25 protein-coding genes, 1 rRNA gene and 1 riboswitch are annotated in these 26,705 nt (G+C 41.4%); of the genes, 10 read left to right on the top strand and 16 right to left on the bottom strand.

What is annotated here, in order from left to right; all coding sequences use genetic code 11:
- Nucleotides 1-24 precede the first annotated feature (24 nt).
- Nucleotides 25-139, top strand: a 5S ribosomal RNA gene (gene rrf / locus ACS72_RS02395).
- A 710-nt stretch (nt 140-849) separates the two neighbouring features.
- Here rrf and ACS72_RS02390 read toward each other — a convergent pair.
- From ACS72_RS02390 to ACS72_RS02345, 10 genes are all read right to left on the bottom strand, one after another.
- The gene (locus ACS72_RS02390) at nt 850-1,266 is read right to left on the bottom strand and encodes a roadblock/LC7 domain-containing protein (RefSeq protein WP_048881112.1); all 417 of its coding nucleotides are present in this window, start codon (nt 1,264-1,266) and stop codon (nt 850-852) included.
- A 10-nt stretch (nt 1,267-1,276) separates the two neighbouring features.
- On the bottom strand, nt 1,277-1,813 hold the full coding sequence (locus tag ACS72_RS02385) for an ATP/GTP-binding protein (RefSeq protein WP_004895107.1): 537 nt from the start codon (nt 1,811-1,813) through the stop codon (nt 1,277-1,279).
- A gap of 12 nt (nt 1,814-1,825) precedes the next feature.
- Complete coding sequence (locus tag ACS72_RS02380) at nt 1,826-2,797, bottom strand: hypothetical protein (protein ID WP_048881111.1); 972 nt, start codon at nt 2,795-2,797, stop codon at nt 1,826-1,828.
- Nucleotides 2,798-2,851: 54 nt separating this feature from the next.
- A complete protein-coding gene (locus ACS72_RS02375) occupies nt 2,852-3,211 on the bottom strand; it encodes a hypothetical protein (protein WP_048881110.1) in 360 nt (119 codons plus the stop codon).
- A gap of 484 nt (nt 3,212-3,695) precedes the next feature.
- The gene (locus ACS72_RS02370; RefSeq protein ID WP_048881109.1) at nt 3,696-4,277 is read right to left on the bottom strand and encodes a lytic transglycosylase domain-containing protein; all 582 of its coding nucleotides are present in this window, start codon (nt 4,275-4,277) and stop codon (nt 3,696-3,698) included.
- 134 nt (nt 4,278-4,411) lie between these two features.
- Entirely contained in the window at nt 4,412-4,897 is a 486-nt protein-coding gene (locus tag ACS72_RS02365) for a GNAT family N-acetyltransferase (RefSeq protein WP_008306269.1), read from the bottom strand.
- 112 nt (nt 4,898-5,009) lie between these two features.
- The gene (locus ACS72_RS02360; RefSeq protein ID WP_008306267.1) at nt 5,010-6,209 is read right to left on the bottom strand and encodes an acyl-CoA dehydrogenase family protein; all 1,200 of its coding nucleotides are present in this window, start codon (nt 6,207-6,209) and stop codon (nt 5,010-5,012) included.
- Between the two features lie 28 nt (nt 6,210-6,237).
- The gene (locus tag ACS72_RS02355) at nt 6,238-7,533 is read right to left on the bottom strand and encodes an acyl-CoA dehydrogenase family protein (RefSeq protein WP_008306266.1); all 1,296 of its coding nucleotides are present in this window, start codon (nt 7,531-7,533) and stop codon (nt 6,238-6,240) included.
- A gap of 246 nt (nt 7,534-7,779) precedes the next feature.
- Nucleotides 7,780-9,153 (bottom strand): AarF/ABC1/UbiB kinase family protein, encoded by a 1,374-nt coding sequence (locus tag ACS72_RS02350; protein ID WP_008306265.1) that lies wholly within the window; start codon nt 9,151-9,153, stop codon nt 7,780-7,782.
- A 147-nt stretch (nt 9,154-9,300) separates the two neighbouring features.
- Nucleotides 9,301-9,609 carry a hypothetical protein gene (locus ACS72_RS02345; RefSeq protein ID WP_008306264.1) on the bottom strand — a complete coding sequence of 103 codons (309 nt, stop codon included), beginning with the start codon at nt 9,607-9,609 and terminating at the stop codon, nt 9,301-9,303.
- A gap of 199 nt (nt 9,610-9,808) precedes the next feature.
- Here ACS72_RS02345 and ACS72_RS02340 point away from each other — a divergent pair, with 199 nt between their 5' ends.
- From ACS72_RS02340 to ACS72_RS02320, 5 genes are all read left to right on the top strand, one after another.
- The gene (locus tag ACS72_RS02340; protein ID WP_008306263.1) at nt 9,809-10,192 is read left to right on the top strand and encodes a hypothetical protein; all 384 of its coding nucleotides are present in this window, start codon (nt 9,809-9,811) and stop codon (nt 10,190-10,192) included.
- Between the two features lie 358 nt (nt 10,193-10,550).
- Nucleotides 10,551-11,561 carry a 50S ribosomal protein L3 N(5)-glutamine methyltransferase gene (gene prmB / locus ACS72_RS02335; protein WP_008307431.1) on the top strand — a complete coding sequence of 337 codons (1,011 nt, stop codon included), beginning with the start codon at nt 10,551-10,553 and terminating at the stop codon, nt 11,559-11,561.
- Nucleotides 11,562-11,573: 12 nt separating this feature from the next.
- The gene (gene aroC / locus ACS72_RS02330) at nt 11,574-12,668 is read left to right on the top strand and encodes a chorismate synthase (protein WP_048881108.1); all 1,095 of its coding nucleotides are present in this window, start codon (nt 11,574-11,576) and stop codon (nt 12,666-12,668) included.
- Between the two features lie 405 nt (nt 12,669-13,073).
- The gene (locus ACS72_RS02325) at nt 13,074-13,982 is read left to right on the top strand and encodes an AEC family transporter (RefSeq protein WP_048881116.1); all 909 of its coding nucleotides are present in this window, start codon (nt 13,074-13,076) and stop codon (nt 13,980-13,982) included.
- 241 nt (nt 13,983-14,223) lie between these two features.
- Nucleotides 14,224-14,311: riboswitch (glycine riboswitch) on the top strand.
- 89 nt (nt 14,312-14,400) lie between these two features.
- Entirely contained in the window at nt 14,401-15,690 is a 1,290-nt protein-coding gene (locus ACS72_RS02320; RefSeq protein WP_221415586.1) for a D-amino acid dehydrogenase, read from the top strand.
- A gap of 47 nt (nt 15,691-15,737) precedes the next feature.
- Here the strand turns inward: ACS72_RS02320 and ACS72_RS02315 are convergent, their stop codons facing one another.
- On the bottom strand, nt 15,738-16,397 hold the full coding sequence (locus tag ACS72_RS02315; protein ID WP_004809580.1) for a hypothetical protein: 660 nt from the start codon (nt 16,395-16,397) through the stop codon (nt 15,738-15,740).
- A gap of 99 nt (nt 16,398-16,496) precedes the next feature.
- Between ACS72_RS02315 and ispF the strand changes: the two genes are divergently transcribed.
- Nucleotides 16,497-16,985, top strand: coding sequence for a 2-C-methyl-D-erythritol 2,4-cyclodiphosphate synthase (ispF, locus tag ACS72_RS02310; protein ID WP_048881106.1), 489 nt, complete (start codon nt 16,497-16,499; stop codon nt 16,983-16,985).
- Here ispF and ACS72_RS02305 read toward each other — a convergent pair.
- The 3 genes from ACS72_RS02305 to ACS72_RS02295 all read right to left on the bottom strand — a co-directional run bounded on the left by ACS72_RS02305 (nt 16,973) and on the right by ACS72_RS02295 (nt 19,669).
- Nucleotides 16,973-17,497 carry a protein tyrosine phosphatase family protein gene (locus ACS72_RS02305; RefSeq protein WP_004809577.1) on the bottom strand — a complete coding sequence of 175 codons (525 nt, stop codon included), beginning with the start codon at nt 17,495-17,497 and terminating at the stop codon, nt 16,973-16,975. The two genes, ispF and ACS72_RS02305, sit on opposite strands and share 13 nt — an antisense overlap.
- Before the next feature lie 62 nt (nt 17,498-17,559).
- On the bottom strand, nt 17,560-18,651 hold the full coding sequence (locus ACS72_RS02300; protein ID WP_111810749.1) for a 3-deoxy-7-phosphoheptulonate synthase: 1,092 nt from the start codon (nt 18,649-18,651) through the stop codon (nt 17,560-17,562).
- 127 nt (nt 18,652-18,778) lie between these two features.
- Nucleotides 18,779-19,669 carry a sulfite exporter TauE/SafE family protein gene (locus tag ACS72_RS02295; RefSeq protein ID WP_004809572.1) on the bottom strand — a complete coding sequence of 297 codons (891 nt, stop codon included), beginning with the start codon at nt 19,667-19,669 and terminating at the stop codon, nt 18,779-18,781.
- Between the two features lie 559 nt (nt 19,670-20,228).
- Between ACS72_RS02295 and lpxB the strand changes: the two genes are divergently transcribed.
- Complete coding sequence (gene lpxB / locus ACS72_RS02290; RefSeq protein WP_048881105.1) at nt 20,229-21,401, top strand: lipid-A-disaccharide synthase; 1,173 nt, start codon at nt 20,229-20,231, stop codon at nt 21,399-21,401.
- Between the two features lie 12 nt (nt 21,402-21,413).
- Here the strand turns inward: lpxB and ACS72_RS02285 are convergent, their stop codons facing one another.
- A complete protein-coding gene (locus ACS72_RS02285) occupies nt 21,414-22,346 on the bottom strand; it encodes an AraC family transcriptional regulator (protein WP_048881115.1) in 933 nt (310 codons plus the stop codon).
- A 178-nt stretch (nt 22,347-22,524) separates the two neighbouring features.
- Here ACS72_RS02285 and ACS72_RS02280 point away from each other — a divergent pair, with 178 nt between their 5' ends.
- Nucleotides 22,525-23,739 carry an alkane 1-monooxygenase gene (locus ACS72_RS02280; RefSeq protein WP_048881104.1) on the top strand — a complete coding sequence of 405 codons (1,215 nt, stop codon included), beginning with the start codon at nt 22,525-22,527 and terminating at the stop codon, nt 23,737-23,739.
- 83 nt (nt 23,740-23,822) lie between these two features.
- On the opposite strand, the gene ACS72_RS02275 is transcribed toward ACS72_RS02280, so the two are convergent.
- The gene (locus tag ACS72_RS02275; RefSeq protein ID WP_048881103.1) at nt 23,823-25,610 is read right to left on the bottom strand and encodes an acyl-CoA dehydrogenase; all 1,788 of its coding nucleotides are present in this window, start codon (nt 25,608-25,610) and stop codon (nt 23,823-23,825) included.
- Between the two features lie 113 nt (nt 25,611-25,723).
- Between ACS72_RS02275 and ACS72_RS02270 the strand changes: the two genes are divergently transcribed.
- A complete protein-coding gene (locus ACS72_RS02270; protein ID WP_034593049.1) occupies nt 25,724-26,704 on the top strand; it encodes a GlxA family transcriptional regulator in 981 nt (326 codons plus the stop codon).
- Nucleotide 26,705 lies beyond the last annotated feature (1 nt).

The following is a 26,705-nucleotide window of genomic DNA, read 5'->3' as shown; positions in this document are numbered from 1 at the left end:
GTATTGTAATGACATACCAGTTGTGCTGGCGACCATAGCAAGAGTGAACCACCTGATCCCTTCCCGAACTCAGAAGTGAAACCTCTTAGCGCTGATGGTAGTGTGGGGTTTCCCATGTGAGAGTAAGTCATCGCCAGCTCATTATTCTAAACACCCCCTGTCAAATGACAGGGGGTGTTTTTTTTATGGCCAAGATTTAAGAAAGCATCTAAATATTAAGTTTTATATAAAGCTACAACAGAAAATTTGCTCATTATATAAAGTCATAGTGTTATCTTCTAGGATGAATTCCCTGTAATCGATTTTAGTAGTGTTTTTTAGCTGATGCTTAAGTGCAGTATCGCTATTAAATACTTCGCTACAGTGCCTAGGAGGGCGGATGAAAGGTGAATAACTTTGTTTACCTACCACCATGGTGGTAATAAAACGTTTTGCGAGCTATCGGTAGATAGACTCAAATGCCTTATATAAAGGGTATTGATATCTACGGTGTATATTTCATAAAGGATGAAAGATTTACATATAAATATTATTTTTTAGTTATATGCTGTACGTTTATATAGAAACTTAGATCATTAAATTACTGGTTCTTTATTCAGGATTATTTAAATTAAAATTGTGATTAAGTAACATCCTATAAATCAGGCAGAAGTAACAGCTGCTCCCGTGATGGCTAGTTTGGGCTCTGCCATTTTATTTGTCTTACTTTTAATTAGTTCAGCTATAGTCGACCATATATTTAAATATGCTTTTCTCGTAGGAATCTCGACTGGAATTATGAGTAGTTATTATGAATCTTGATTATGTAATATTACAAGCCTGACTCAAGCTTGTAATATTCATATGGAATCAGATTTGAAAGTTAGAAATATCCTGAGCAATTTTTTTCGTGCAATATAACAGTTGACCTAAAAGTACATCATTAGTGGTCATGGCTAGGATCAGCATAGGAAACTTTGGATGCGGAATTGCAGTTAGGATCGCTTTACTATTATTAGCATCCAGTGTAATGCTTTGACAGCCTTCCAGTTGTAATTCCTGCATAAATGCCTGGACCATAGCTACAATAGAACTACTTACGGCAGCAAGTTTTCCTTTACCGTTAGTTTTAATTTTTTCAAATGAGGCTAATTCAAATCCATCTGAAGAGCACAGCATGGTAAGTTCTATACCTTGCACATTGAATAAGAGTTCTTGAATCTGCTTGGCTGCAAATTCAGTTAATTCTTGGGGAGCAGTACGTTTTGCAAGATCATTTAAGGACATGGAATTTTCTTCAGACAGTAAGTTGAACTTCAGCTGTGGCGATCAAGGCATCAACCAGCATTAAAACATCATTTTTTTCACGGGCATCAATAAAGAACATTGGATAAGTACTGTCTTGTTTTTCAGCCCAGCCATGATAGAGAGCAGCATTATTTTTAGCTTTCTTATCAATATGCGTAATGCCAATCACAACGTTTTTAACTTTATCTTTGAAGTAATTGAGATAAAATTCCAGCTCTTCTAGTGGCTCGTCAATACTGTCATCAATCAGTAATATTACTCCAATAGCACCTTGTGTAATCACGTTCCAGATAAAATTAAAGCGTTGCTGACCTGGTGTGCCATATAAGCCGACTTTGACCCCATCTTCCAGGACCAGTTCACCATAATCGATACCGACCGTTGTTAGCGATTTCTGGTGTGCTTCAAGGTCGGTATTAATTGCTTCGGTACTTAATACATCAATATTAGAAATGGTGCGAATGGCTGTAGTCTTGCCAGCACCCATGCTACCAGCAAATACCAATTTAAATTGGTGCAAGATCAAACTGAATTACTCCTAGATACCGAGCTTTTTACGTAATTTGCTAAAGAAACCCATCATTTTATTAGCTTCCTTTTGAACAGCGGTGGTTGCATGCTGTGTGAATTTGGCTTGATCTGATGAGATCGGTTCAAGCATATTGGCTAGTTGTGAAGCACATAGAAATTGATGAATATATTTTTCACCTAATTTCAACTGTTGTTGTGCATAGGCAACTGATGCACCTTCACTGAAAAGGGTAGCTAATTTGAATAGATCTTTGCGCTGGTCGAAATCTTTAATTTGTGGCCATTTAGCTAAGCGGTAATAGTCTGGATATTCAAGTTCAGCAAATTGCAGATGATGCCATACAAAATTCCAGATCCCTTGGTTAAGATCTTCTGGACGCACTTGAGTGCGAAATTGCACAATACTATTTAGATCGGCAGGTTCAATGCTGAATTCTGAATCAGGTTGCGGATACCAGTCGATTGCTGGATAGAAGCAATGTTGTTCCAGATCGATAAGAGCTACACGTTTATCACTATTTTTGATTATGTATTTGCTATGACCTGATGGCTGAAATAGCTCATCTAGTATTAATTTAAATGACTGATATGCTATTTTGGTGCTACAAGAGGGTACTATTAATATGGGTTGTTCAATTAAATGAGGCGATTGAGTGCCTGATAAAAACTCACGTTGTAACCATTCAATTAAAGCATGGGGGTGTTTAAAGGGTAAGAACAATGTATTTTCAATCACCTGAGATGACAATGCAGGGTTTTTCTCAACTTGTAGAAGTGTAAGATTATTATTTTTAATTTTTTGAATATGGGGTAAATCGACAAAATCAGCATTTACTAATAAAAGCTGTAGTTTCTGGTCAGTAAGATTGGTCCATACCAGATTATATTTTTCACTTAAAACATCAACCATTGTACTTTTAAATACATTTATTAAAGATAGGCTGAGTCCAAAAATGGAAATATAGAGAGTATCTTTCATGAGGATGTGCTCAATTTAAGGGTTACCGGAAAAAGTAACCCTCAAATAGCTTAATTAAGCAAAATCTAAACCTTTTTCAAAGTGTTTCAATTCATGACGTGCCATAGCGAGGTTTGAACGACTACGGTCAAGAACTAGATAAAGGAATAAATTTTCATTTGAATCAAGTGGGCGTAGCAAGTGATATTGTTTGCCTAAAGTGATTAGAATGTCTTCGATAGAAACATTCAGATTCAGGCTTGCTGCTACACGACGTTTAGCACGTACAACTTCTGTGTTGCCTGCAGCTGCGAGCTCAAGATCAATTGTATTATTGCCAAGAGTTGCTAATGCAAGACCACTTTCGCTGTCTACGAGTGCTGCTGCAACGAAACCATCAATATCTGTAAGTGCATCTAAAGTAAGCTTGGCCATACTATCCCCTGGAAAATTTTAAATAATGAAGATAAAAAAATTATCGCAAGAATGTTTATATAAAAGAACTAAGAATACAAGTTAGAATAAATTGAAAATATTTAGAAATTAGCTTATATGAGAACTATTAATTGAAATAGAGTATTATTTAAAATTAATTTAAAAATGATTTTATGTGACTTAATTTTTATTAATTTTAAATATCAACATCATATTTGGCTAACTAATTATATGTATAAACTGATTCATTATGTATTAATATTGTAAATTATAAATAATATAAAAAAATATAACTAAAAATTTTAAATGTTGTATTAATAAACAATATAGGTTTTGATATATTTGAATCAAAGTTTGATTTAAATGGTATATAAAAATTTAATAGTGACGTGGGTCAAATAATATTATAAAAGTGGAAAATGATGGTTTAGATGAATAATTAAGCATAATCTATAATTATGCTTAATTACATCTATTAGAAAAACTAAATTGAATTTTTTAACGTTTTTTTATGATTAAGTACCTGTTTAGCGTATTTTTTACCTTGCTTACGCATCTTGCGATTATTTTCAAAACCAGATGGACCGACATTATAATATCCTAGTCCCTTTTTTAAGTCGCCTGCAGATTGTTGATAACGCGCTAATATATAGGAGCCACATTGGACATTGGTGGCTTCATGGAATAAATCAGCTCCACAACTACTTTGCCAATAACGTGGAATAATTTGCATTAAACCTACAGCACCAGCGGATGAGCTGACATACGGACGATAGGTAGATTCTTGTCGGATTACTGCTGCGACTAAGAGTGGATCTAAATTGTGCTGTTCGGCACTTTTAATAATTAGTGGCGATACGCGATTTGCTGTTTCTGGAGAGATAGAATATGCATTTTGTATCCCTTTGGAAAGTTTAGCTGAGCGTTTTTCTATGGAACCTCCACCTAAAGAAGAACATGCAGTTAAAGTGATTGCATTACCTAGGAGGATGAGTCGTTTGAAATGCGAAGGTGTAAAAAAATGAGATAAAAGACGTTTTAAGGGAAAGGACTTAAAGTAGGTCAAAATTAAATATCCGCATTATAAAATTAATTTGATACTAAAAAATGAACTGTTCAGCGTCAAGCTGATTAGCCTTTTAAACCTGAGCTACAATAATTTTTGCAGCTTTTTGGCTTGATCTTTACTTGAGGCATATTTTATATAGTTTTCAGCATCCAGATTTCACACGCTTCACTATGCCCCGTATTTCCTTCAGGATATGCCAGATGTTCAAAGCCCAGTTTTTCATAGAGTTTGACAGCTTGCCAAAGGGATTTTGTCGTTTCCAGATAAATCTTATGAAATTTCTGTTGCTGTGCGAAATCAAAAGCCAGATTCAAAATCTGTTTGGCAAACCCATGTTGACGAATGGCTGGGAGGAAATACATTTTCTGGATTTCTAGAATGCTATTATCACCTTGTAAGGGAGCAATGCCACCACCACCATAAATTTGATCATCTTCATCGACAATAACCCAGTAAGCAGCGTTTGGTTGTTGATAAACCTGATATAAGCTGTCCAGAATAGAATCACCTACTGCAAAACCGGATTCAGCAGCAAGACCAAATTCAATAGAAACTTCACGAATAATTTTGGCAATTTGGGGATTATCTTTAGGCTGGATCGGTCGAATAGAATACATAAATCATAAAATGTAAAAAAAGATGGAAATTTTATAGTCCTAAAACTGTAAAAAATCCATCTTTTTAGCTTATAAATCCATCAATAAGTCAGCATGTTAGAGATTCTACGGCTTACTTCAGCTCACTAGATGATTTACCCAGCTCACGACGAGCAATAATCAGCTGTTGGATTTGCTGGGTACCTTCAAAGATATCGAGGATTTTTGAGTCACGAGCCCATTTTTCGAGTAGCTCAGTCTCGCTATAACCTGCAGAAGATGCTAACTCGACGCACTTTAAAGTGATTTCATTAGCAATACGACCAGCCTTGGCTTTGGCAATTGAAGCTTCGCGAGAGTTGGGTTTACGATTGTCTGCCATCCAGGCTGCTTTGAGCATCAGCAGTCTAGCTGCTTCCCATTCTGCTTCCATCCGGTAAATCTGCGCTGCAATATAGGAGGTCTGTAAATAGGGTGTACCGTAATCCGTATCTAGCTGGTCTTTGAATATCTCTTTGATTCGTTCTAGAGATGCTTTGGAACAGCCAATTGCCATTGCAGCAACCAGTGGTCGGGTATTATCAAAGGTTTCCATTACGCCAGCAAAACCTTTGGCAACATCAATATCGGCATTACCCAACAGATTTGCCGCAGGCACACGACAGTCTACAAAGCTGATTGCGGCGGTATCCGAAGCTTTGATACCAAGTTTATGTTCCAGACGCTCGACTTTCATCCCAGGCGTACCTTTGAGTACCACAAAGGATTTGATTGCAGCACGCCCCAGGCTTTTATCCAAAGTTGCCCACACCACTACAGAATCTGCACGTTCACCTGAGGTGACAAAGATTTTTTCGCCATTCAGGATATAGTCATCACCATCTTTGGTTGCCGTAGTACGGATTGCAGCAGAGTCTGAACCACAACCTGGCTCGGTAATCGCCATTGCTGCCCAGGTGCCTTCAAAACGTGTCAATTGTTCCTCATTTGCCACCGCTGCAATTGCCGAGTTACCCAGACCTTGGCGTGGCATGGACAGGAGCAGACCTGTATCGCCATAACACATCTCAATAATACTCAGTGCAGTTGACATGTTGACGCCATTTTTATTAGACGTATCCGTATCACCACGTTTATTGACTGCGGCACCAGCATTCATACCTTCGCTACCAGCATTCATGCCATCCACAACAGAAGCCAGCATATCCAGTTCTTTAGGATAGGCATGTTCAGCCTTGTCATATTTACGGGAAATTGGACGTAATACATTCAGCGCAACTTCATGGGCCTGATCAATCAGTAATTTAAATTTTTTTGGATTTTGCAGATTCATTATAATTATTCCATATTCATGTCAATGATCAGGCATGCAGCCCACTTTGAATGACAGCAGTCGCGCGTAAGTCACGATACCAGCGTTCCACAGGATGTTCACGGGTATAGCCATGTCCACCCAGGATTTGCACGCCATCTGTGCCAATCTGCATTGATTTTTCTGCGCAGAGAATACGGGCCAAATATGCCTCACGATGGAAAGGCTTACCTGCTTCTGCAAGACTGGCAGCGTTTAGCACCAGCATACGCATAGCATCTGTTTCAATTGCCATATCGGCAATCATGAAAGCAACCCCTTGACGATGGGAAATAGGTTCACCAAACGCTGTACGTTCATTGGCATATTGAATACAGTATTTCCTGACAGCCTCGCAGGTACCGACAGCCATGGCACACCACATCAGATTACCTAGATCAATAAAAGCGGCGTAATCAAAATCTTCATCACCGAGACGTTGTGCTGGTGTATTGTCGAAATGCAGTGTGGCAGTTTCATTTGCTTTAAGACCCATCGCAGCTGACTTTTGAATACTGATGCTCGGATCACGTTGCACCACAAATACATCCGGCTGACCATTGAGCATGGCACTGACCAGATAGATGTCTGCACTGGCTGCGAGTAAGACCAGTGTTTTTTCACCCTGAATCAGATAATGATCTTGGTGTGGTGTTGCTTGGGTTGTAAGCCTAAAAGGATTGAAAGCCGGTATATTTTCCTGCATGGCAAATGTGGCTCGAATACCTTTATCATTTGCGAAAGAAGCCAGATAGTCGGATTGAATCTGTTCTGAGCCCCATTGAGTCAGGGCATTAATCACACTAAAGGTTGAGAGCAGGCCAGCAGTCAGGCTAAAGTCTCCTTTAGCGAGATGTTCGGCAATCAGCACATTGCTTACAATATTCTTTTCAGTCGCTACACCACCTAAGGACTCAGGTAAGGCATAGAAGTTAAGTCCTAAGTCGGTACCATGTTGCCACAGAACCTCTGGAAAGATTTCAGCGTGATCTGCATCGTGAGCAAGCGGATAAAGTACTTCGGCTGAGAACTGCTCCATTGCATCTACGGTCATCTGCTGCTCTTCAGTCAGGCTAAGATCAAACAGGGATTTATTCTGATTTGGCAGGCGCTGTTTTTTAATTTTTTGTCCTGATTTCAGCAGCTTTTGTGTCTGGCTTAGGGTTTTAAAACCTGCCTTAGAGCTTTGATACAGGGACTTTTCAACGAATTTTCGTAGCTTAAACTGATCCAGTAGCTCACTGCCTGCAATTTTAGTCAGTATGGATAAGCCAACTCCTTGGGCCTTATTTACCATATTGCTCATTATCATTATCCTGTTATAAATGTTTTAGGTATTTTCAGAATTATGCTGACAGGTTGCCTGATAAAAAACCATGTCAGGAATGACATGATTGATTGACAATAATGAAGTGAATTTATTCTATAAAATTTGCTAACAAGTTTATGAAATTATTAATATAATTATATTATTCAAAAATATTAAAATGCAAGAAATTGACCCGGATGACAGAAATCAACCGGGTCAACTTAAAATATCACTTGATACCATTTAGAGATGTTTCTTGATCATGGCACGCACATTGGTTTTGGCATCAATCACGGTCATAAAGGTATAAGCCCCAATAAATTTACGGCTGATGAACATAAACTCTTTCGGTGGGACGCTGAAATAACGTGATGCCATCGATTTAGAGGCTTGTTGCATGACACGGCTATGCAACTGACTCTTTTTCCAGTCATAGCGATCTTGTGCATCCATTACGCCGGCTGGCAGGTCTTTATTGTTCATTGGCGAGCTAAATGCTTCAGTGGCCAGCAAGAAAACCTTGGCCATATCCGGTTTGATGCTTTGCGGAATCGAGTCAAAGAATTCATAACCAGTCATGGCTTTGACCATCATATCTGAATCATGATGATAACCCGCTTGAATCAGATTACGCGCTACATTGAGCAGATGCTGGTCAAACTGACGGATTGCACCGAAGTCGAGCAGGACAATTTTATCCTGTGCGTCATCACCATTGCCCAAACGTACCAGATAATTCCCGAAGTTCGGGTCAGTCTGCATTTCGCCCCATTCGAAAATCTCGCGTACTGCGATTTCTAAGGAAGCTTCACCGAGTTTATTACGACGTTCCTGTGGCAGAGACAGCATGACCGGACTATTGATTGGTACACCACGCTCATAGGTCATACAGAGCACGCGATCGGTCGAGTAATCTTCAATAATGGTCGGTACGATATAACGTGGATCATTTTGCAGACGTTGACGGAAACGGCGGGTTGTCGCAGCTTCAATTTTGTAGTCCACTTCACGATGCATCATTTCACGAACTTCATCAAACCATTGATCAAATTCACGGGTTTGCGGCACCATACGGGTCAATTTGAGCATGTTTTTAAACAGGCTCATATCTGAGTCAATCGCTTCTGCAACGCCTGGATACTGGATTTTCAGTACCAGTTCCAGTCCGTCAGATTTGCGTTTGGCGCGATGTACCTGAGCCAGTGAGGCTGTTCCTAAAGGTTCATGATCAATAGTTAAATCATCAAGTTTTGCACCAAGCTGCGCTTGTAACTGCGCTTTAATCGCAGGCCAGGCCAAGGCTACAGTCTTATTATTTAATGTATTTAATGCCTGAGTGATTTCTTCAGGCAGAAAATGTTCGCCATAGAGCGCCATCATCTGGCCAATCTTGACGATAGAACCTTTCAGCTTGCCGATTTCTGCAACCAGATAATCCGCCTGTTCTTTCATGGCTTTTTTACGTTTTTTCTCTTTCTCTTCTTCACTCGAGAACATTGAAGTGGCATTTGATGCTGCCCAACGGGTGCCTGCAAGTAGGGATGCCTTGGCGATCGATAAGCGTCGATCCATGGATGAGGTTTTCAGTTGTTTGAGCTTATCGTTCTGATCTGACATGTAGAATAAATCCTTTCCCAGCATATAGCAGAATAAATCATTGTAGCGGATATTAACCTGTCTTCACGTATTAAAAAAGTTTTAACAGATTGAATTTACGCTAAACATGATCAGGCTCGATGACCTGTATTTATATTAGCCACGGCATTATGGCATCTGAAATTGAATTTTTAATTCAGTTCTTTGTTGCAACTGTTGGATATTTGTTTGAATGTGCTGTTGAATCAATGTAATCACGGACTCATGCTGAAAGCCCAGAGCATAACCTTTAACAATCACGATACTGGGCAAACTAAAAAACAGATAGCGTGCATCTTCTAATGTTGCCTGCTGAAAAACACCCTGCTGAATTAACATGTCTTGCAAAAATGCCTTTTCCTGCCGCACGTTATGAGACTGTACATCATCCCAATAATTCAGGCGCATGGCCATCAGGTTGTTATGCTTGTAGCTCATAACATTCAACTCGTTTACTTGTATATCTTCGCTCTATAATGGGGACAATTCTGAGAGTTTCAATTGCTCATTTGCATAAAATCGATGCTTATAAAGGAATAGGAATTTTCACTGGACTCAGGTAGTATCGGAATATAACTTAAAACAAAATTGATGAGTGCGATTGTAAGCATCATGCCAATTTGGCAAAGGGGAATGTATGCGTTTTGCATGGTTATTAACTGCTATTCTGGCAGGTACAGCTGTACATACACAAGCAGCTCAGGATTATTCAAGGGAATATTCACAGTGTATGAAGTTCACCTATGGTGACCGTACCAAGACTGAAAAATGTATTGCCAAGGAATTAAAAGGGCAGACTAAAATCTTGAAAAAAAGCTATAAAAATTATCTTAAATTAAACGCAAATAATGCTGCTGTAGTAAAAAACCATTATGCCCTGTTTGAATCCAGACTGGACAAGCAATGTGGTCGAATCCGTGCTGGAAACTATACCAAAATTCAGCAAGGACAATGTGCCTTGGCCATGGTAATTGAGCAGTCCAATTATTATCAATCACGTTCTTTTGTCGGAAAACGCTGAGGATCTGATCGGTACTCAAAAGCATAACGGACATGTAAGTTTGTTATACTTTTTAAATTATGGCGAGAATTTGAGATTTATTAAAACTGGACAGAAGCGCTGAATAGGTGAGTCAGTATTATTTATCACCTACTTCATAAAACGTTCGATTTATCTCTCATACTTTAAAGCATTCAAATGCGGATTAAAGCGATCTATTGTCGACCATTCTCATCATCAAATAACAGGCTTCTAAAACCGGATTCAGCCAGAGTGGAGTCGTGCTGTTTTCGTATTTTTCATGGTTTTAGCATTATAAAAGCAGGCGAAACAAGGTATCATAAGGCGTTTTAAAATATGACCTCTGGAGACGCCTTAAGTGGATCGACCGACTATTAGCCCTGAACATTTGCAGGAAGCCGCTGAAAATCTAACAACCATTCGTGATTTTATCCGTTTTGGTGTTACAGCATTACGTCAATACGATGCGCACTTGGGCCAAGGCACAGAAGATTATTTTGCTGAAAGTTCAGCACTGGTTTTACAAACCCTTTCTCTGGACTGGAATGCTGATCCAGAAATTCTGGATTCAAAACTGCTTCCAAGCGAAAAAGAAGAGTTTTTGAATCTGTTAGGACGTCGTATCAATGAAAGAATGCCGACATCTTATCTATTAAATCTGGCTTATTTCTTTGGTAAGCCATTCTATGTGGATGAGCGTGTACTGATTCCACGTTCACCAATCGTTGAGCTGATTGAAAACCGTTTTGCACCATATTGCCTGGGCGAAAATGGTGAAATGGGTGCAGCGGTAAATAACCTGCCAGAAAATCCGAATCCAAAAACACCACAACGTATTCTGGACATGTGCACCGGTTCAGGCTGTATTGCGATTGCATTGGCATACGCTTTTCCAGATTCTGAAGTGGATGCAACCGATCTGTCTAAAGAGGCTTTAGAAGTAGCGCAGATCAACTGTGAACACCATAACAAGCAGTATCAAGTGGCATTGCTTGAATCGGACCTGTTCGCAAAAATTCCTGCTGAAAATCAGTATGATCTAATCGTGTCGAATCCACCGTATGTGGATGCAGAAGACATGGCAGATTTACCAGACGAATTCCACTACGAACCTGAAATGGCTTTGGCTGCAGGTCAGGATGGTTTGGATTTGGTACGTAAAATGCTGGCTCAAGCGGCTGATTACCTGACTGAAGATGGTTTGATTGTAATTGAAGTCGGTAACTCTGAATGGGCAATGAAGCAAAACTTCAATAAAGTTGATTTCCACTGGTTGCAGTTCCAGCGTGGTGGTTCAGGTATTTTCGCATTGACTGCAGCCCAATGCCGTCAATATCGCGATTTATTTATTCAATCTGTTAATGCATAAGGAGTCGTTCACATGGCAGGTAATAGTATAGGGCAACTCTTCCGTGTAACGACTTGTGGTGAATCTCATGGTGTTGGCCTGATGGCGATCGTTGATGGGGTTCCACCAGGAATTGAACTGTCTGAAGTTGATTTGCAACAGGATCTGGACCGCCGCAAGCCGGGTACATCGAAATTTGCAACGCAGCGTAAAGAGCCGGATGAAGTGGAAATTATTTCTGGTGTATTTGAGGGTAAAACCACCGGCACTTCAATCGGTCTTTTAATCCGCAATACTGACCAGAAATCGAAAGACTATGGCAATATTGCGCAGACTTTCCGCCCGGGTCATGCAGACTATACCTATACCCAGAAGTATGGTTTCCGTGATTATCGTGGCGGTGGCCGTTCAAGTGCACGTGAAACTGCAATGCGGGTGGCAGCGGGTGCGATTGCCAAGAAATTCCTGTTTGAGAAGTTCGGTATTGAAATCCGCGGTCATGTTACCCAGATTGGCACTGAAAAAGCCGAGAAACTGGACTGGAATGAAGTTTCAAATAATCCGTTCTTCTGTGGTGATGTCGATGCAGTTCCTCGCTTTGAAGCTTTAGTAACTTCATTGCGTGAACAAGGCACCAGTTGTGGCGCGCGCCTTGAAATTATTGCCTCTAAAGTCCCAGTAGGCTGGGGTGAGCCAGTATTCGATCGTCTGGATGCCGATATTGCCCATGCCATGATGTCTATTAACGCCGTTAAAGGTGTGGAAATTGGTGATGGTTTTGGCGTAGCTGAACAGTTTGGTCACAAAACGCGTGATGAATTAACGACGGATGGTTTCCTGGCAAACCATGCAGGCGGTATTTTGGGTGGGATTTCTAGCGGTCAGGACATTCGCGTATCGATTGCACTAAAACCAACCGCTTCAATCACCACGCCGGGTAAAACCATCACCATCAATCGTGAAGATACTGACGTGTTGACCAAAGGCCGTCATGATCCTTGTGTGGGTGTACGTGCGACGCCAATTGCTGAAGCAATGCTGGCGATTGTATTGATGGATCACTTTATGCGTCATCGTGCACAAAATGCCGATGTTGTTGCGCCGTTTGCACCAATTGAACCGAAATAATTCGCTTCTGATCTGAAGTGAATCCAAAAAGTCAGACTTCGGTCTGGCTTTTTTTATATCTGAAAAGGCAATAGATGATTTAGGTGGAGAGAAACTTATTTTTCCTATGCTTTTAAGAAGTTTAGATTTATTAGAAATGAAGTTCGAAAACTCGTCCAAAAATTGATTCAAAAAATTTTAATGAGTCAGGAAAAGCTTAAAGAGGAGGTATTAAATATTGCAAAAGAAGAAAGCTGGACTTAATTGGTTTATTATTCATTAAAACGCATGAGAGAATTTCTCTTACTTATTATCCGTTGATTTTTCCACTATTTTTTCTCCTGAAACTCTTCGGTTGTTGTATCCTTAATCATTGACAGGCAGTTGGGTTCGATTGCCACAAAATTGCATGTTACGAGTGGCTCAATGCTTCATACTATCTTCAGCGTCCTGTTTCCACTGATTGCCCTAATTACCCTGGGTTATACATTAAAACAAAGGCAATGGTTAGAAGACGGATTTTGGCGGGGGGCAGAAAAGCTAAACTACTATGTACTATTTCCCATCATGCTATTCCTGAATCTGGCTACTGCTCAGATTCAGATAGATATTATTCAGGAGGTGGTGCTGGTTATTTCAATCATTACTGTACTGGTTTGTGCAGTGCTGTACAGTCTAAAAGCGATATACCGGATTAACTTTGCCCGATTTGGGGTCTATGTACAAAGCATGCTGCGCTTTAATACCTATATTGGCATTGCTGCGGTCAGCACCTTATTTGGTCAGGCAGGGATGACAGTATTTGCCGTCATTATGGTGTTCTTTATTCCAGTCGTAAATACCGTTTCTGTGCTGGCATTTACTAAACCGGCTGATATGCAGTTTGGAAAAATTTTCATATCCCTCGCGAAAAATCCACTGATTTTAGGCTGTCTGGTGGGTGGGCTTTATAATCTGTCCGGATTGGGGATATGGCAGGGTATGAACCAGTTATTGAAACAAATGGCAGCATGCAGTTTGCCTTTAGGTTTGATGTGTGTCGGGGCAGCATTAAAGTTTGGGCAAATTAATCTGGATTTATGGCGCATTGTCTGGAACACAACTGGGCGTATGATCTGCATGCCATTGCTTGGCTTGGGGGTATGCAAGATACTGGGAATTTCCACGCTGACGACTCAAGTGCTGGTATTGTTTTTCGCATTACCAACCGCTTCTGCTTCATATGTATTGACCAAAGTTCTGGGTGGAGACAGTGAACTCATGGCGAAAGTTATTAGTGTGCAGACCCTGGCTGCAGGATTAACCTTGCCATTATTCTTAACTTTTATCATCTGAGTTGAAAGAATCCAATAGAGAAATTTTTTACTTAAAATAGCCTAAGCAAATTAAAATTTTTAATTAACTTATAATTCTGTTTCAAAAATCTAATCAAATATCTGCACCTTCATTTAGATTTCATTTTATAGCTAAGCGAGGCTAACGTAGCCTTGCTAATTACTGTGTCTTTACAACTTTGCACAGTAATTTTTTATTAAGCGCTATAGCATGGTATATAAATTGCAAAACAATACATATGCACATTATTGCAGGAGAGAAATGCACCCGCATTCGCCGAAGGAGCAACGACCCCGGAAACTCTCAGGCAGAAGGACTGTAATAATGCAAAACTCTGGAGAGAAGTGTTGAATCACTCACCGAAGGGGAAGGTTAAGGTATTGATCTCCAATACTGAAATCAAAGCTCTCAGGTAAAAATGACAGATGGGGCAGACATCATAATAAAAAAGGAGATGTCTATGCGTCATGTAATTGTCATTGGCGCCGGGATTACCGGCGTAACCACGGCTTATGAACTGGCTTTATTAGGGTATCACGTCACTGTAGTCGACCAGCATCTTTACCCTGCCATGGAAACCTCGTATGCCAATGGCGGGCAACTTTCCGCCTGTAATGCAGAAGTCTGGAACCAAAAAGCGACAGTACTGAAAGGCCTGAAATGGATGTCGCAAAAAACTGCCCCATTACTGCTCAACCCGTCTTTTAGTATGCATAAATACAGCTGGCTAATGGAATTTATGGGGAATATTCGTCATTACGAAACCAATACCCGGGAAACGGTAAAAATGGCGTTATTGGCCCGTAAACGTTTATTTGAAATTGCTGAAACAGAACAGATTGAGTTTGATCTGGAAAAAAGGGGAATCTTGCATTTTTATCATACCGAGCAGGATTATAAGGTCGCGATGAAGGTCAATGATCTGCTTTGCAGTGGCGGGCTGGAACGCAATGCGATTTCCAATGAAGAAATTAAACAGATTGAACCCACTTTAACCGGTGATTATTATGCCGGCTTCTTTAGCCGTAGCGATGCTACCGGGGATATTCATAAATTTACTACAGGTCTGGCCAAGGCTTGTGCAGACAAAGGTGTACTTTTCCTGTTTGGTCAGAATGTACAGGCAATAGAGCAGAAGGATGATTATATCCGGATCAGTTGTATGCCGAGCAGTGAAAATTCCAATACCAATCCGCAAGAACGACTGGAACTGAAAGCTGATGCCATCGTGGTCTGTGCCGGTGTGGGTAGTTATCAACTGTCTTATCTGTTGGGTGACCGGGTCAATGTCTATCCGGTGAAGGGATATTCAATTACCGTACAGCTTAACGATGAACAAAGTCAGCAAAATGCGCCGTGGGTCAGCCTGCTGGATGAAAGCGCTAAAATTGTGCTCTCCCGATTGGGTAAAGACCGACTGCGTATTGCGGGTACGGCAGAGTTTAATGGTTATAATCGCGACATTCGTGCTGACCGGATTCAGCCTTTAATTGACTGGATACATCGTAATTTTGATATTTCCACTGAGTATGTGATTCCCTGGACCGGATTAAGGCCAATGATGCCGGATATGATGCCAGTCGTGCGTCAAGGAAAACACAAGCGGGTATTTTATAATACCGGACATGGGCATTTAGGCTGGACGCTCTCTGCTGCGACAGCAGCAATGATCAGCCAGCAGGTGGCTCAAAACTATCCTGTAGCTTAAAACAAAAAAGATCATCCTCGGATGATCTTTTCTTAATTGAATGAGTTTTAGTCATATAGGCGATAGACACCGCTAAAGCGTTCACAGCCTTTCTGCTGGGTTTTTACCGAAAGAAGGGCCTTGGTATAGTGGAATTCATACTTACAGTCGTTTTCGTTATCAGTGATTTCAGTTTTAGCTTCAGGAGTGGTATAAGCTAAAAAAGGGATAGTTTGAGTATCTATACGGTTTTTAGGACTGCGATAGGCAATACCTTCGATCTTGATGCGGTCTTTACTGAGCTGATGGATTTTCAGGTGTACTGGCTGTTTGGCAATCTGGCCCTGTTCAAATTTTAAATAATGCTGGGTCAGGCTTTGATTCAAAGAAATAAAGATATTCAGATCATCTAGACGCACATCAAACTGCTGTTTATAACAATCTAGTGTTTTGCACTGTTGTAAGCGGTTTAGCCATAATTGATGCGTATCCTGAATAATACTTAAAGGTGCATCAGTAATCAGGTAGGCCGTGAGATACTGGCTCGCCAGATTTTTTCTAAATTCAGCCAGAGGCACGGAACACAGCGTCGAAGTTGCTTTACTGGCTTGTGAGCTATCTGAACATTCTAGCGGACGTACGGATGCTGCAGCACCTGTTGCCAAAGTGCTCAAACCCAGCATGAGACCCAGAAGTTTCATCATTTTTATATCAGTTTTCAGCAGCATGATCGCTTATACTTTCACTGTGTTACGCTTGGTCTAACTATAGCGAAATAGAAACGAAGTGTACAAGATTTCAATTGGTTATTTCTAAGGATGAAAACAGTGGTTGCACAAATTCGAATTGGTCAGGGGCTGGATGTGCATGCATTCGAAGAAGGTGATTTTGTCACACTGGCAGGCGTGAAAATCCCACATACCCATGGCCTCAAAGCACACTCGGATGGTGACGTTGTATTACATGCATTATGTGATGCTTTATTAGGTGCATTGGCGCTGGAAGATATCGGTCAGCATTTTCCAGATACGGATCCTAACTTTAAAGGTGCTGACAGTCGTGTATTGTTGAAGCACGTGTATCAGCTAATCTTGGATCGTGGTTATGTATTGAATAATGCAGATATTACTGTGGCCTGTGAACGTCCAAAACTGGCAAAGCATAATCTGGAAATGCGTCAAAGCATTGCAGATGTACTAGAAGTAGATGTAACCCAGATTAGCGTTAAGGCGACGACAACAGAAAAGCTGGGCTTTACCGGGCGTCAGGAAGGCATTCTGTCTATGGCGACGGTCCTGATCGCTCATGCAAAGTGATCAGGATTAATCATTGCCAGTTTAAGTTCTTCAGTTGCTTTACGGCCTTGTAGCTGTAAGGCAACAGCATGCAATAGACCCGTCCAGGTGTCATTCGGTTCCCAAACCTGATGCAGACTTGCTTGCGCCGTCGGTAGATCCATATCCATATAGTATTGGCGATATAAATACATCAGGCTGCTGACATGGAAGTTCTGGTTGCAATGTACCCAAACGGCTTGTTGCTTAACTAGATGATCAATCATGTCCAGCACGAGCAAGCATTGATCATCGGATGGCATTTCCCAGGAAATTGGCAGCTGGATATAGTTGAGACCAAGCTCCAGACAGATTTTATCTTCATGGTCCAGGTGAGGCTCTGCATCGCTCAAAGCTACATTGATAACGGTCGAGATCCCGTATTCCTTTATTAGCTTAAGCTGTTCTGCTGTTGGCTGGCCTGAAGTAAACAGGTGCTCATGGATGAATTGAAAATTATTAATTTGACAGAGTGCAGTTTCAATTTCATTCATCAGATCATTTTCCTTATGTAGAAATGCAAACGCCATCTTACGATGGCGCTTTGATCAATCGCTTAGCGATTCGGTAAAACGTCCTTTAACGCCTCATGCATATCAAGTAATGCCTTTTCAGTCGTTTCCCAGTCGATACAGCCATCAGTCACTGATTTGCCGTATTCCAGATCACAAAGGTTAGCCGGGATATCCTGACGACCACCTTTAAGATGACTTTCTACCATAATACCAACAATTGATTTATTTCCATCAATAATTTGTTCAGTGATGTTTTTTAGCACTAATGGTTGTAAGTACGGGTCTTTATTTGAGTTTGCATGACTGGTGTCAATCATGATTTTGGTACTAACTTTCGCTTTTGCCAAAGCAGTCTCAGCTTCTGCAACAGAACCTGCATCATAGTTCGGTTTGCCATTGCCACCACGAAGTACTACGTGAGCATATGGGTTACCAGAAGTACGAATGACTGCAACCTGACCTTGATCGTTCAGACCGAGGAAGCTATGACCGTGTTTCACGGATTGCATGGCATTGGTTGCAACAGTCAGGCCGCCATCAGTACCGTTTTTGAAACCTACTGGTGAAGACAGGCCAGATGACATTTCACGGTGAGTCTGGCTTTCGGTAGTACGTGCACCAATCGCTGACCATGAAATTAAATCCTGATAATACTGTGGTGAGTTTGGATCAAGTGCTTCAGTCGCACATGGCAGACCTTTTTCATTCAGCTCAAGTAAAAGCTTACGGCCAATGCGCAGACCTTTTTCAATATTGAACGAGTCATTCATGTCCGGGTCATTGATCAGACCTTTCCAGCCAATGGTAGTACGTGGTTTTTCAAAATACACACGCATTACCAGATACAGGCTGTCTTTCACTTTTTCGCTCAGCACTTTCAGGCGCTCAGCATATTCTTTGGCAGCTTCAGGGTCATGAATTGAACATGGACCAATCACGACAAAAAGACGTTTATCATTGCCATCAAGAATATTGCGAATCGTTTCACGACCTTTCAGTACGGTTTGATAAGCATTCTCAGTCAAAGGCAACTCAGTCTTTAATTGTGCTGGAGTTACAAGAGGAATCATGCTTTGGATATTCACATCATCAATATCTGATTGTGAAATAGGATTTGACTGTAGTGTATTCATTGCCGTCACTGGTTCGATCATACAAAAGGTTGTTTAATAGCCCGAATATAACATGAATGATGCGTCACTTTGTTATAAAAAAGATGAATAAATCTTTGAAAAAAAAGTGATGAATCTGAGGTTTAGTTTAAACGGCCTGAGATTTTTCTGCTTCGGTGACCAACTCGGGTTGAGCAGGTTGGGCAGGTTTGGATTTGACTGGATTGAGCATAAAGTTCACACCTAGACAGAACAGGGTAACACCCAGAATTTTACGGATAATTTTCTCAGGCATACGTGAACTGATCAATGTGCCGATTACGATTGCAGGAATAGAACCCACCAGTAACCAGCCTAACAAAGCAAAGTCTACATTACCTGCGCTCATATGGCCCAAGCCTGCGACTAAAGTTAGAAGTACGGCATGCACCACGTCAGAACCGATAATACGAATCATCGGCAAATTCGGGAACATCAGAATCAATGCCATAATACCGAATGCCCCTGCGCCCACTGAAGACAAGGTCACAAAAACACCAAGCACGATTCCCATGATGATAATCAGGGCGCGTTTTTTGCCAGATTTAAAATCGACCTTTTCCAGATCCTGGGTCATATCTGGCAGTTCTTGTTTACGGTATTTATTAAAGAACTTCTCAATTGAAGCGCGGAATACAATAGAAATACCGGTCAGCGTTAGCATAAAACCGAGTACCATGGTGAGTACTGCTTTATAGTGGGTAGATTGACTGAGATAGTTCTCAAGTACCCAATGGGTTGCAAATGAGGCAGGAATACTGCCGATTGCCAGCCAGATCACAATGGGCCAGATAATATTCATTTTTTTTGCATGGACAAAAGAACCGCAGAATTTAGAGATTGCGGCATATAGAAGGTCAGTACCGATTGCAATGTGCGGTTCAATCCGGAATAGGCTGATTAAAATAGGGGTCATCAGTGAACCACCGCCGACACCAGTAATCCCTACACAGAAACCAACTAACACACCTGCTAAAATAAACTCAATCGGACCAAACATCTATATATGCCAATATCAAAAAACGAGCATATCTTATGACTATTAAAGATAAGTAGTTGTCTTGATTAATGATTTGCTTATTCCAAAATAAGATAAAGCAAGTGATTAATGAGGTGTTTTATTATCGAAAAAACTGGTCTAAAGGATAAGTCCGGTAAGCTTTCTAAAGAATTTTCTTATAGTTAGGAAATACGAGGAAGATAAATGGAATTGAATTCATGAAATATAATTAATAGTATAAAATTTCTTCTTTATTAAAATAAGCAAATTTATTTGATTTAAAAATAGGCTGGTCGTGATAAGGGAAATTAGAAGTTTGGTAGATCATTCTTTATATCATTTTTCAATTGAGCATATTTGTAGTCATGGTGATCCTGGTCATTCTTATCTAAAGTGAATTCAGAAAATCCCTGTAGTCATCATTATATTTGTAGATGTAGCGCTTTAAATTCTTAGATTCATCATTTTTAAACCAATTCATGCAGATCAGAATCAAGTTCAGCCTTAAATTTTTCGTCTTATGCTAATATGCTGACAGCAATTCTTTGAGGATCACATCTTGCAAAAACGGAAGCTTAAAATTGGAATCGTCGTGGGTGAAGTATCGGGAGATACCTTAGGTGCCAGTCTGATTCGTCGTTTTCGTGAGCAGGGGATTGATGCTGAATTTGAGGGCATTGGTGGTCCACAGATGATTGCAGAAGGTTTTAAAAGCTATTATCCAATGGATATTCTATCGGTAATGGGTATTGTTGAAGTCTTAAAAGATATCCGTAAGCTGTTTGCTGTACGTGATGGACTGGTGGAGGCCTGGACGAAAGATCCAGTCGATGTATTTATCGGCATTGATGCACCAGATTTTAACCTGCGTTTGTCCAAGAGCATCAAGCAACGACAGTTGCCGATCAAAACCGTTCAATATGTCAGCCCATCCGTCTGGGCGTGGCGTCAGGGACGTGTACATGGCATTAAAGCCAGTATCGATCTGGTACTGTGTTTATTTCCATTTGAAAAAGTCTTTTATCATAAATGGCAGGTACCCGCTGCATTTGTCGGTCATCCATTAGCGAGTCAATTGCCGATACAGAATCCACTGGCTGAAGCAAAGCAGGAGCTGGGACTCGATCCTGCTCAGAAATATATTGCCTTGCTGCCAGGCAGCCGGCGTGGAGAAATTGAACGTCTTGGGCCATTGGTGCTGGATACTGCACAAATTTTGCAACAAAAACATCCTGAATATATCTTCCTGATTCCTGCCATCAATGATGCACGTAAGCAGCAAATTAAAGCCTTGCTGCAAACTTATCCAGAAAGCTTACAGACCCGAATTCGTCTGATGGAAAATACCGGTAGCGATTCTAAAATCGGTCGTCAGGTCATGAATGCAGCAGATATTGTTGCTTTGGCATCGGGAACAGCAACTCTGGAAGCAATGTTGTTACATCGCCCAATGGTGACTTTCTATAAGTTACATTGGCTGACTTATCGTATTGTTAAACTTCTGGTGAAAATTCAGTACTATTCATTGCCAAATATTATTGCGGGCAAGAAAGTGATTCAGGAGCTGATTCAATCTGAAGCAACCCCTGAGAATCTTGCTGCCGAAATTGAAGCGTTAATGAATGTTGGAGCAGCACAGATTCAGGCGATGCAGCATCTGACCATGCATAAGCAACTACTTTCAGGGAATAGTGAAGATCCTGTGACTGCCATTTTAGAACTGGTAAAATAATCTTCTCGCCTATTATTGACCCTGATGCTGCTGACGATACTGGCTCGGAGTCAGTTCAAACTGCTTTTTAAAACTCTGACTAAATGCAGTTTCTGAAGAATAACCTACGCGATGCGCAATCTGTTGTACGGTCATTAAGCCATCTCTTAAATAACGTGCTGCCAGACGCATCCTGTGCTGTTGCAGATAAGCCAAAGGCGGTTCACCGACCACTTGCGTAAACAATTGTGCAAATTTGGAACGTGACATATGACATTGTTCGGCCAGACTTTCAACGGTCCAGCTCTGTTCTGGCTGGCCATGAATGGCAGCTAAGGCACTGGAAAGTTCAGGATGGCTTAAGGCATTTAACCAGCTGGAGGTATGCCGGGCATTCAAAATATAATCCCGCACACATTCAATAAGTAAAATACTGACCAAATGATCGAGAATACGGTCACGGCCCGGACGTGTATTCTGGGTTTCTAAAGCCAGGAACTGTAATCCGATCTGTAACCATTCCGGGGCTGAATCACTCAAAATATGCTGGATATGCAGATAATCCGGCAAAGAGGTAATTAGCGGTCGCGCCATCTGGATATCCATTTTTGAACGAATCGCCAGAATAAAGCTGCGTTGTGGCTGGACCTGACCGAAATCAATACTTTGCTGGGAATGTGAAGCAAAGAAGCTGTTAATGGGACTACTTTGTGTTAGTTCTTGATCATTTGGACAATGCAGCTGGTGCGCTTTGGCAGATGGAAGCAGAATCAGATCACCCTGCTGTAAGACAATGACATGGTCTGAATCTTCAAAGCTGAGCTGTGCCTGTCCATGCAAAATCACATAGGCCAGCATGGACGGTTCATGCTTGTATGTTAGTCGATAAGGATGATAGACATTCAGATAGATATATTCTGATTTGGCTAAATGTATATCATCAAAAATTTTACTAAGCGCATCCATGCGTGTTCTATTCTGAATTAAAAAGATATTTTTATTTAAATCTGCATGTGAATTGAGGTCAGAAATCGGCTGATCAGGACAAAGACGCTGACATAGCTTTTCTGGACGCTGACAACTGTGCACATGCGCTGAATTATTCAACTATAAGGGCAGGGTAACATAAAACAGGAGGGTCGCAATGAATGCCCCTGCAAAAATCACAAATATTCACCTGGAGCAGGACGCTCAGTTGCTGAAGGGCCGTCAGCTAGATAAAAAACGTTTCGGATGGCTGTTGAGTCCGGGTCTACCAGTCATCGGTATGGGTATTTTGGCCGGCTACCATTTTGGACCGAAAGTCACCAAGAAAGTTTTTGCCTTGGGTGGTCCATTATTACTGCATGTTATCATTCCGACACTAGATGCTCTGATTGGTGAAGATGAAAATAATCCCAGCGATGATCAGATCAAAGCTTTGATCAAAGATCCTTATTATGACCGTATCGTAAAATTGTTTATTCCTTTGCAAATGGCTGCGAATACCTTTGCAGGCTATGTGGTATCACGCCCTAATGTCTCATTGACCGATCAGGTTCTACTCGGGATTTCGATGGGTGCAATTAATGGAGTTGGTGTAAACACCGCCCATGAACTGAGTCACCGCCCGAATAAGTCTGATCACTACTGGTCACATGCCAGCCTGATGCCATTGGCTTATAACCATTTCCGGATTGAACATCCTTATGGACATCATAAACGGGTCGCGACGCCTGAAGATCCTGCCTCATCAAAAATGGGGGAGTCATTCTACAAATTCTGGCCACGTACGGTATTTGGTGGACTTAAATCTGCAATTGAAATTGAAAAATGCCGTTTACAGCGTAAAGGCTTGAGTTTCTTTAGCAAGGAAAATGAATTGTTTCATGGCTGGGGGATGAGTGCTGCTTATCATGCCTTGATGCTGAAAACCTTTGGCAAGAAGATTATTCCATATACGTTAACACAGGCATTTTATGGCATCAGCCTGTTTGAAATTGTCAATTATATTGAACATTATGGTTTGAAGCGTGCTGAAACTGAGAAAGGTAAATACGAGCGTACTTTGCCTGAACACAGCTGGAACAATAATAATATTGTTACTAACCTGTTTCTGTATCAGTTACAACGCCATTCTGATCATCATGCGTTCCCAAGCCGGCCGTTTCAGGCATTGCGCAATTTTGAGGAAGCACCTGTCTTGCCAAGCGGTTATGCGACCATGCTGATTCCTGCTTTGATACCACCATTGTGGTATAAAATGATGGATAAGCGTGTGTATCAACATTATCAAGGCGACCTGAACAAAGCTAATATCTTGCTAGCTAAACGCAAGCAGATTTTCAGAAAATTTGGCATACAAGATAATGCAGCTTAACTATTTCCAGTTTTTAATATTTTCCAGTTTTGAATAAAAAATGCGCCTTTCAGGGCGCATTTTTTATTCATTTTCGTTAAATCTTAAAACCATTCTGGCTGCATATTCAGGCAGGTATCATCAAAGTTCATCAGTAATTGTGCCTGATGTTCAACTTCAGGCAGTTCCCAGCGGATAAAGTATTGAGCTGCCTGCATTTTTCCTGTCATGAATTGTTGATCTTCTGCATAGTCAGACGAGGCAAATTTTAACTGTGCCTGATTCGCCATTTCCAGCCATAACCAGGCAATAATAGTTTTACCCATCATATCCAGATATAAACCTGAATTCGCCAATGCTACCTCAACTCGACCTTGATGCAAAGCCTGACCTAAAACCTGCGTGGTTTTTTGTACAGTCGCAAGATGCTTTTTAAAAGTTTCTGCCAGTTCAGCTAACTTATGATCCTGAATCTCGGATAAAGTTTTCTGGATACGCTGCATGAGCAGGCTTAAACCTTTACCGTTGTGTTGCCACAGTTTACGACCGAGTAGATCTAGAGACTGAATGCCATAAGTGCCTTCATGGATTGGATTCAGACGGTTGTCCCGGTAGCACTGTTCAATCGGATATTCACGGGTATAACCTGCACCACCCAAGACCTGAATCGCTAGGTCATTGGCTTTGGGGCCATAGGCAGAAGGGAAGGATTTGACCACTGGCGTAATCAGATCCAGCAAAATAGCACTCTCTTCATCCTGAGCTGCCTGATGTTCATCAATCAGGCGGGCTGCAAACAGACACAGTGCCAGTGATGCTTCAACATAGGACTTCTGGGTCAACAGCATACGTTTAACATCGCTATGCTCAATGATATTCACTGGTTTACTGTTTGGATCTTTATCGGCTACCGGACGTCCTTGTGGACGATTTTTGGCATAATTCAGGGACTCCAGATAACCACGATAGCCAATCATTGCCGCACCGAGTCCCACACCGACACGTGCTTCATTCATCATCTTGAACATATATTTCAGGCCATGACCTGCTTCACCAAGCAAATAGCCTAAGCAATTGTCATTTTCCCCAAAGCTCAGCACCGTCGAGGTAGTACCGCGATAGCCCATTTTATGCAGTAGGCCGGCCAATTGAACATCATTAGACTCATCAAGTGAACCATCGGCACGGGTCTTGAATTTTGGCACAATAAACAGGGAAATACCCTTCACGCCTTGAGGTGCATCCTGAATCCGGGCAAGCACAAGATGCACAATATTTTCAGTAATGTCCTGGTCACCCCCAGAGATAAACATCTTTTGACCTTTAATCCGATAGGATCCATCTGCCTGAGGGATGGCCTTCGTGGTCAGATCACCAAGGGATGAACCGACATCCGGTTCTGTCAGTGCCATGGTGCCAGAAAAACGGCCGCTGAACATATGGGGTACAAATGTGTGTTTCTGTTCCTCGGAGCCGAAAGCCTGAATCACATTGGCTGCGGCAGCGGTCAAGAAAGAATAAGCCACCGTCGATGGATTAGCGGACATAAAAAAGGCATTACACGCCATATTGACCAGAATCGGTAACTGCATACCACCGGCATTATAATCATGTTGAGCGCAGAGTAATCCGGCATCGGCAAACTGGTTCCATGCAGTTTTGACTTCAGCAATGGTTTCGACTTTTTTGCCGTCAAAAGTTGGTTCGTGCTGATCTGCTTTGGCATTGTGCGGCGCAAAATAATCGGTAGCGATGCCTTTGGCCGTATCTAAAATACTGTCAAAGGTGGTTTTATCATGTTCCTGATAACGTTCAAGTTGGGTCAGCTGTTCCAGTTTAAAAACGTCATACAGCAGGAAATTCAGGTCTTTGTCATCGATAAGTTGAGTCATATTTAGTTTTAAATCGAGTATTTATATGATGTGTTTAAGACTAGTAGTTGCTTTTATTTTTTAGAATTGTCAATAATGACACTTAAGATGTGAAAAGTGACAATGATATTCAGATGAAAAAGGTGGTGGTTTTAGGTTTTGATGGGGCTTTAGCATCGGCTATTACTGGAGTCGTGGATTTATTTGCCATGGCGGGCGTGAGCTGGAACCGGATTCAGCAGCAGGAAATTCATCGTCTGTTTCAGGTAGAAATTGCCAGTACCCAAGGGCAGGCGATCCGTTGTATTAATGGGATATTGATCCAGGCACATTTAGCTTATGCAGATATCAAGGATGTAGATATTACCATTGTCCCTACGATTGCCGGACCGATTATCGAAACCTTGCAACAGAATCCGGAACTGATCCGTTATTTAAAGGAAGCAGACCGGCAGCAGAAAGTGATTGCAGGAAACTGTACGGGGAATTTCTTTTTGGCTGAAGCCGGTATTTTGAATGATCGCCAGGCGACCACGCATTGGGGCTTTCAGGATATGTTTCAGACTCTTTACCCTAAAGTAAAGCTTCATGCCGATCAGCTGATTAGCCGGGATCAGCATATCTACTGTGCAGGTGGTGGTCTGGCCTGGTTTGACTTAGGACTGCACCTGATTGAACGCTACTATGGTTTTGAGCTGGCGATGCAGTCAGCCAAATCCTTTGTGATTGATTACCGGCGTGACAGCCAGCTGTCTTATTCCTTACTAAAAATTGGCAAGACGCATCATGATGAGCTGGTACAAAAAGTACAGGATTGGCTGGAACAGCATTTTCATGAATCACTTAATCTGGAACAACTGGCAACACGTTTTAACCTCACCACACGTACTTTGATTAGACGTTTTAAACAGGCACTGGATGTGCCACCCAATCAGTATCTGCAAGCCCTTCGGATTGAAGCAGCCCGTAAAAGGCTGGAAGAAACTGAACAGGCGGTGGATCTGATCATGCAACATGTCGGTTATCATGATCCAAGCTCTTTCAGGCGATTATTCCATAAAAAAACGGGGTTAACCCCGTTAGAATATCGCCGTCGATTTAGCCGGCGCTTTTAGC

It is taken from the genome of Acinetobacter sp. VT 511 (assembly GCF_001077515.1).
Taxonomy (GTDB): Bacteria; Pseudomonadota; Gammaproteobacteria; order Pseudomonadales; family Moraxellaceae; genus Acinetobacter; species Acinetobacter schindleri.
Note: the sequence above shows the minus strand (reverse complement) of the source record. Positions and strands in the feature narration are given on the sequence as shown.

What these genes read in the sequence shown, in the direction of transcription:
- ACS72_RS02345 (WP_008306264.1), bottom strand. Translation starts at nt 9,609, where the DNA reads ATGAGCTACAAGCATAACAACCTGATGGCCATGCGCCTGAATTATTGG.
- ACS72_RS02270 (WP_034593049.1), top strand. Translation starts at nt 25,724, where the DNA reads ATGAAAAAGGTGGTGGTTTTAGGTTTTGATGGGGCTTTAGCATCGGCT.
- ACS72_RS02300 (WP_111810749.1), bottom strand. Translation starts at nt 18,651, where the DNA reads ATGAATACACTACAGTCAAATCCTATTTCACAATCAGATATTGATGAT.
- ACS72_RS02295 (WP_004809572.1), bottom strand. Translation starts at nt 19,669, where the DNA reads ATGTTTGGTCCGATTGAGTTTATTTTAGCAGGTGTGTTAGTTGGTTTC.
- ACS72_RS02375 (WP_048881110.1), bottom strand. Translation starts at nt 3,211, where the DNA reads ATGGCCAAGCTTACTTTAGATGCACTTACAGATATTGATGGTTTCGTT.
- ACS72_RS02320 (WP_221415586.1), top strand. Translation starts at nt 14,401, where the DNA reads ATGACAGATGGGGCAGACATCATAATAAAAAAGGAGATGTCTATGCGT.
- ACS72_RS02360 (WP_008306267.1), bottom strand. Translation starts at nt 6,209, where the DNA reads ATGAATCTGCAAAATCCAAAAAAATTTAAATTACTGATTGATCAGGCC.
- ACS72_RS02365 (WP_008306269.1), bottom strand. Translation starts at nt 4,897, where the DNA reads ATGTATTCTATTCGACCGATCCAGCCTAAAGATAATCCCCAAATTGCC.
- ACS72_RS02380 (WP_048881111.1), bottom strand. Translation starts at nt 2,797, where the DNA reads ATGAAAGATACTCTCTATATTTCCATTTTTGGACTCAGCCTATCTTTA.
- aroC (WP_048881108.1), top strand. Translation starts at nt 11,574, where the DNA reads ATGGCAGGTAATAGTATAGGGCAACTCTTCCGTGTAACGACTTGTGGT.
- ACS72_RS02315 (WP_004809580.1), bottom strand. Translation starts at nt 16,397, where the DNA reads ATGCTGCTGAAAACTGATATAAAAATGATGAAACTTCTGGGTCTCATG.
- ACS72_RS02340 (WP_008306263.1), top strand. Translation starts at nt 9,809, where the DNA reads ATGCGTTTTGCATGGTTATTAACTGCTATTCTGGCAGGTACAGCTGTA.
- ACS72_RS02390 (WP_048881112.1), bottom strand. Translation starts at nt 1,266, where the DNA reads ATGTCCTTAAATGATCTTGCAAAACGTACTGCTCCCCAAGAATTAACT.
- ACS72_RS02305 (WP_004809577.1), bottom strand. Translation starts at nt 17,497, where the DNA reads ATGAATGAAATTGAAACTGCACTCTGTCAAATTAATAATTTTCAATTC.
- ACS72_RS02275 (WP_048881103.1), bottom strand. Translation starts at nt 25,610, where the DNA reads ATGACTCAACTTATCGATGACAAAGACCTGAATTTCCTGCTGTATGAC.
- ACS72_RS02285 (WP_048881115.1), bottom strand. Translation starts at nt 22,346, where the DNA reads ATGGATGCGCTTAGTAAAATTTTTGATGATATACATTTAGCCAAATCA.
- ACS72_RS02350 (WP_008306265.1), bottom strand. Translation starts at nt 9,153, where the DNA reads ATGTCAGATCAGAACGATAAGCTCAAACAACTGAAAACCTCATCCATG.
- ACS72_RS02355 (WP_008306266.1), bottom strand. Translation starts at nt 7,533, where the DNA reads ATGAGCAATATGGTAAATAAGGCCCAAGGAGTTGGCTTATCCATACTG.
- ACS72_RS02280 (WP_048881104.1), top strand. Translation starts at nt 22,525, where the DNA reads ATGAATGCCCCTGCAAAAATCACAAATATTCACCTGGAGCAGGACGCT.
- ACS72_RS02325 (WP_048881116.1), top strand. Translation starts at nt 13,074, where the DNA reads ATGCTTCATACTATCTTCAGCGTCCTGTTTCCACTGATTGCCCTAATT.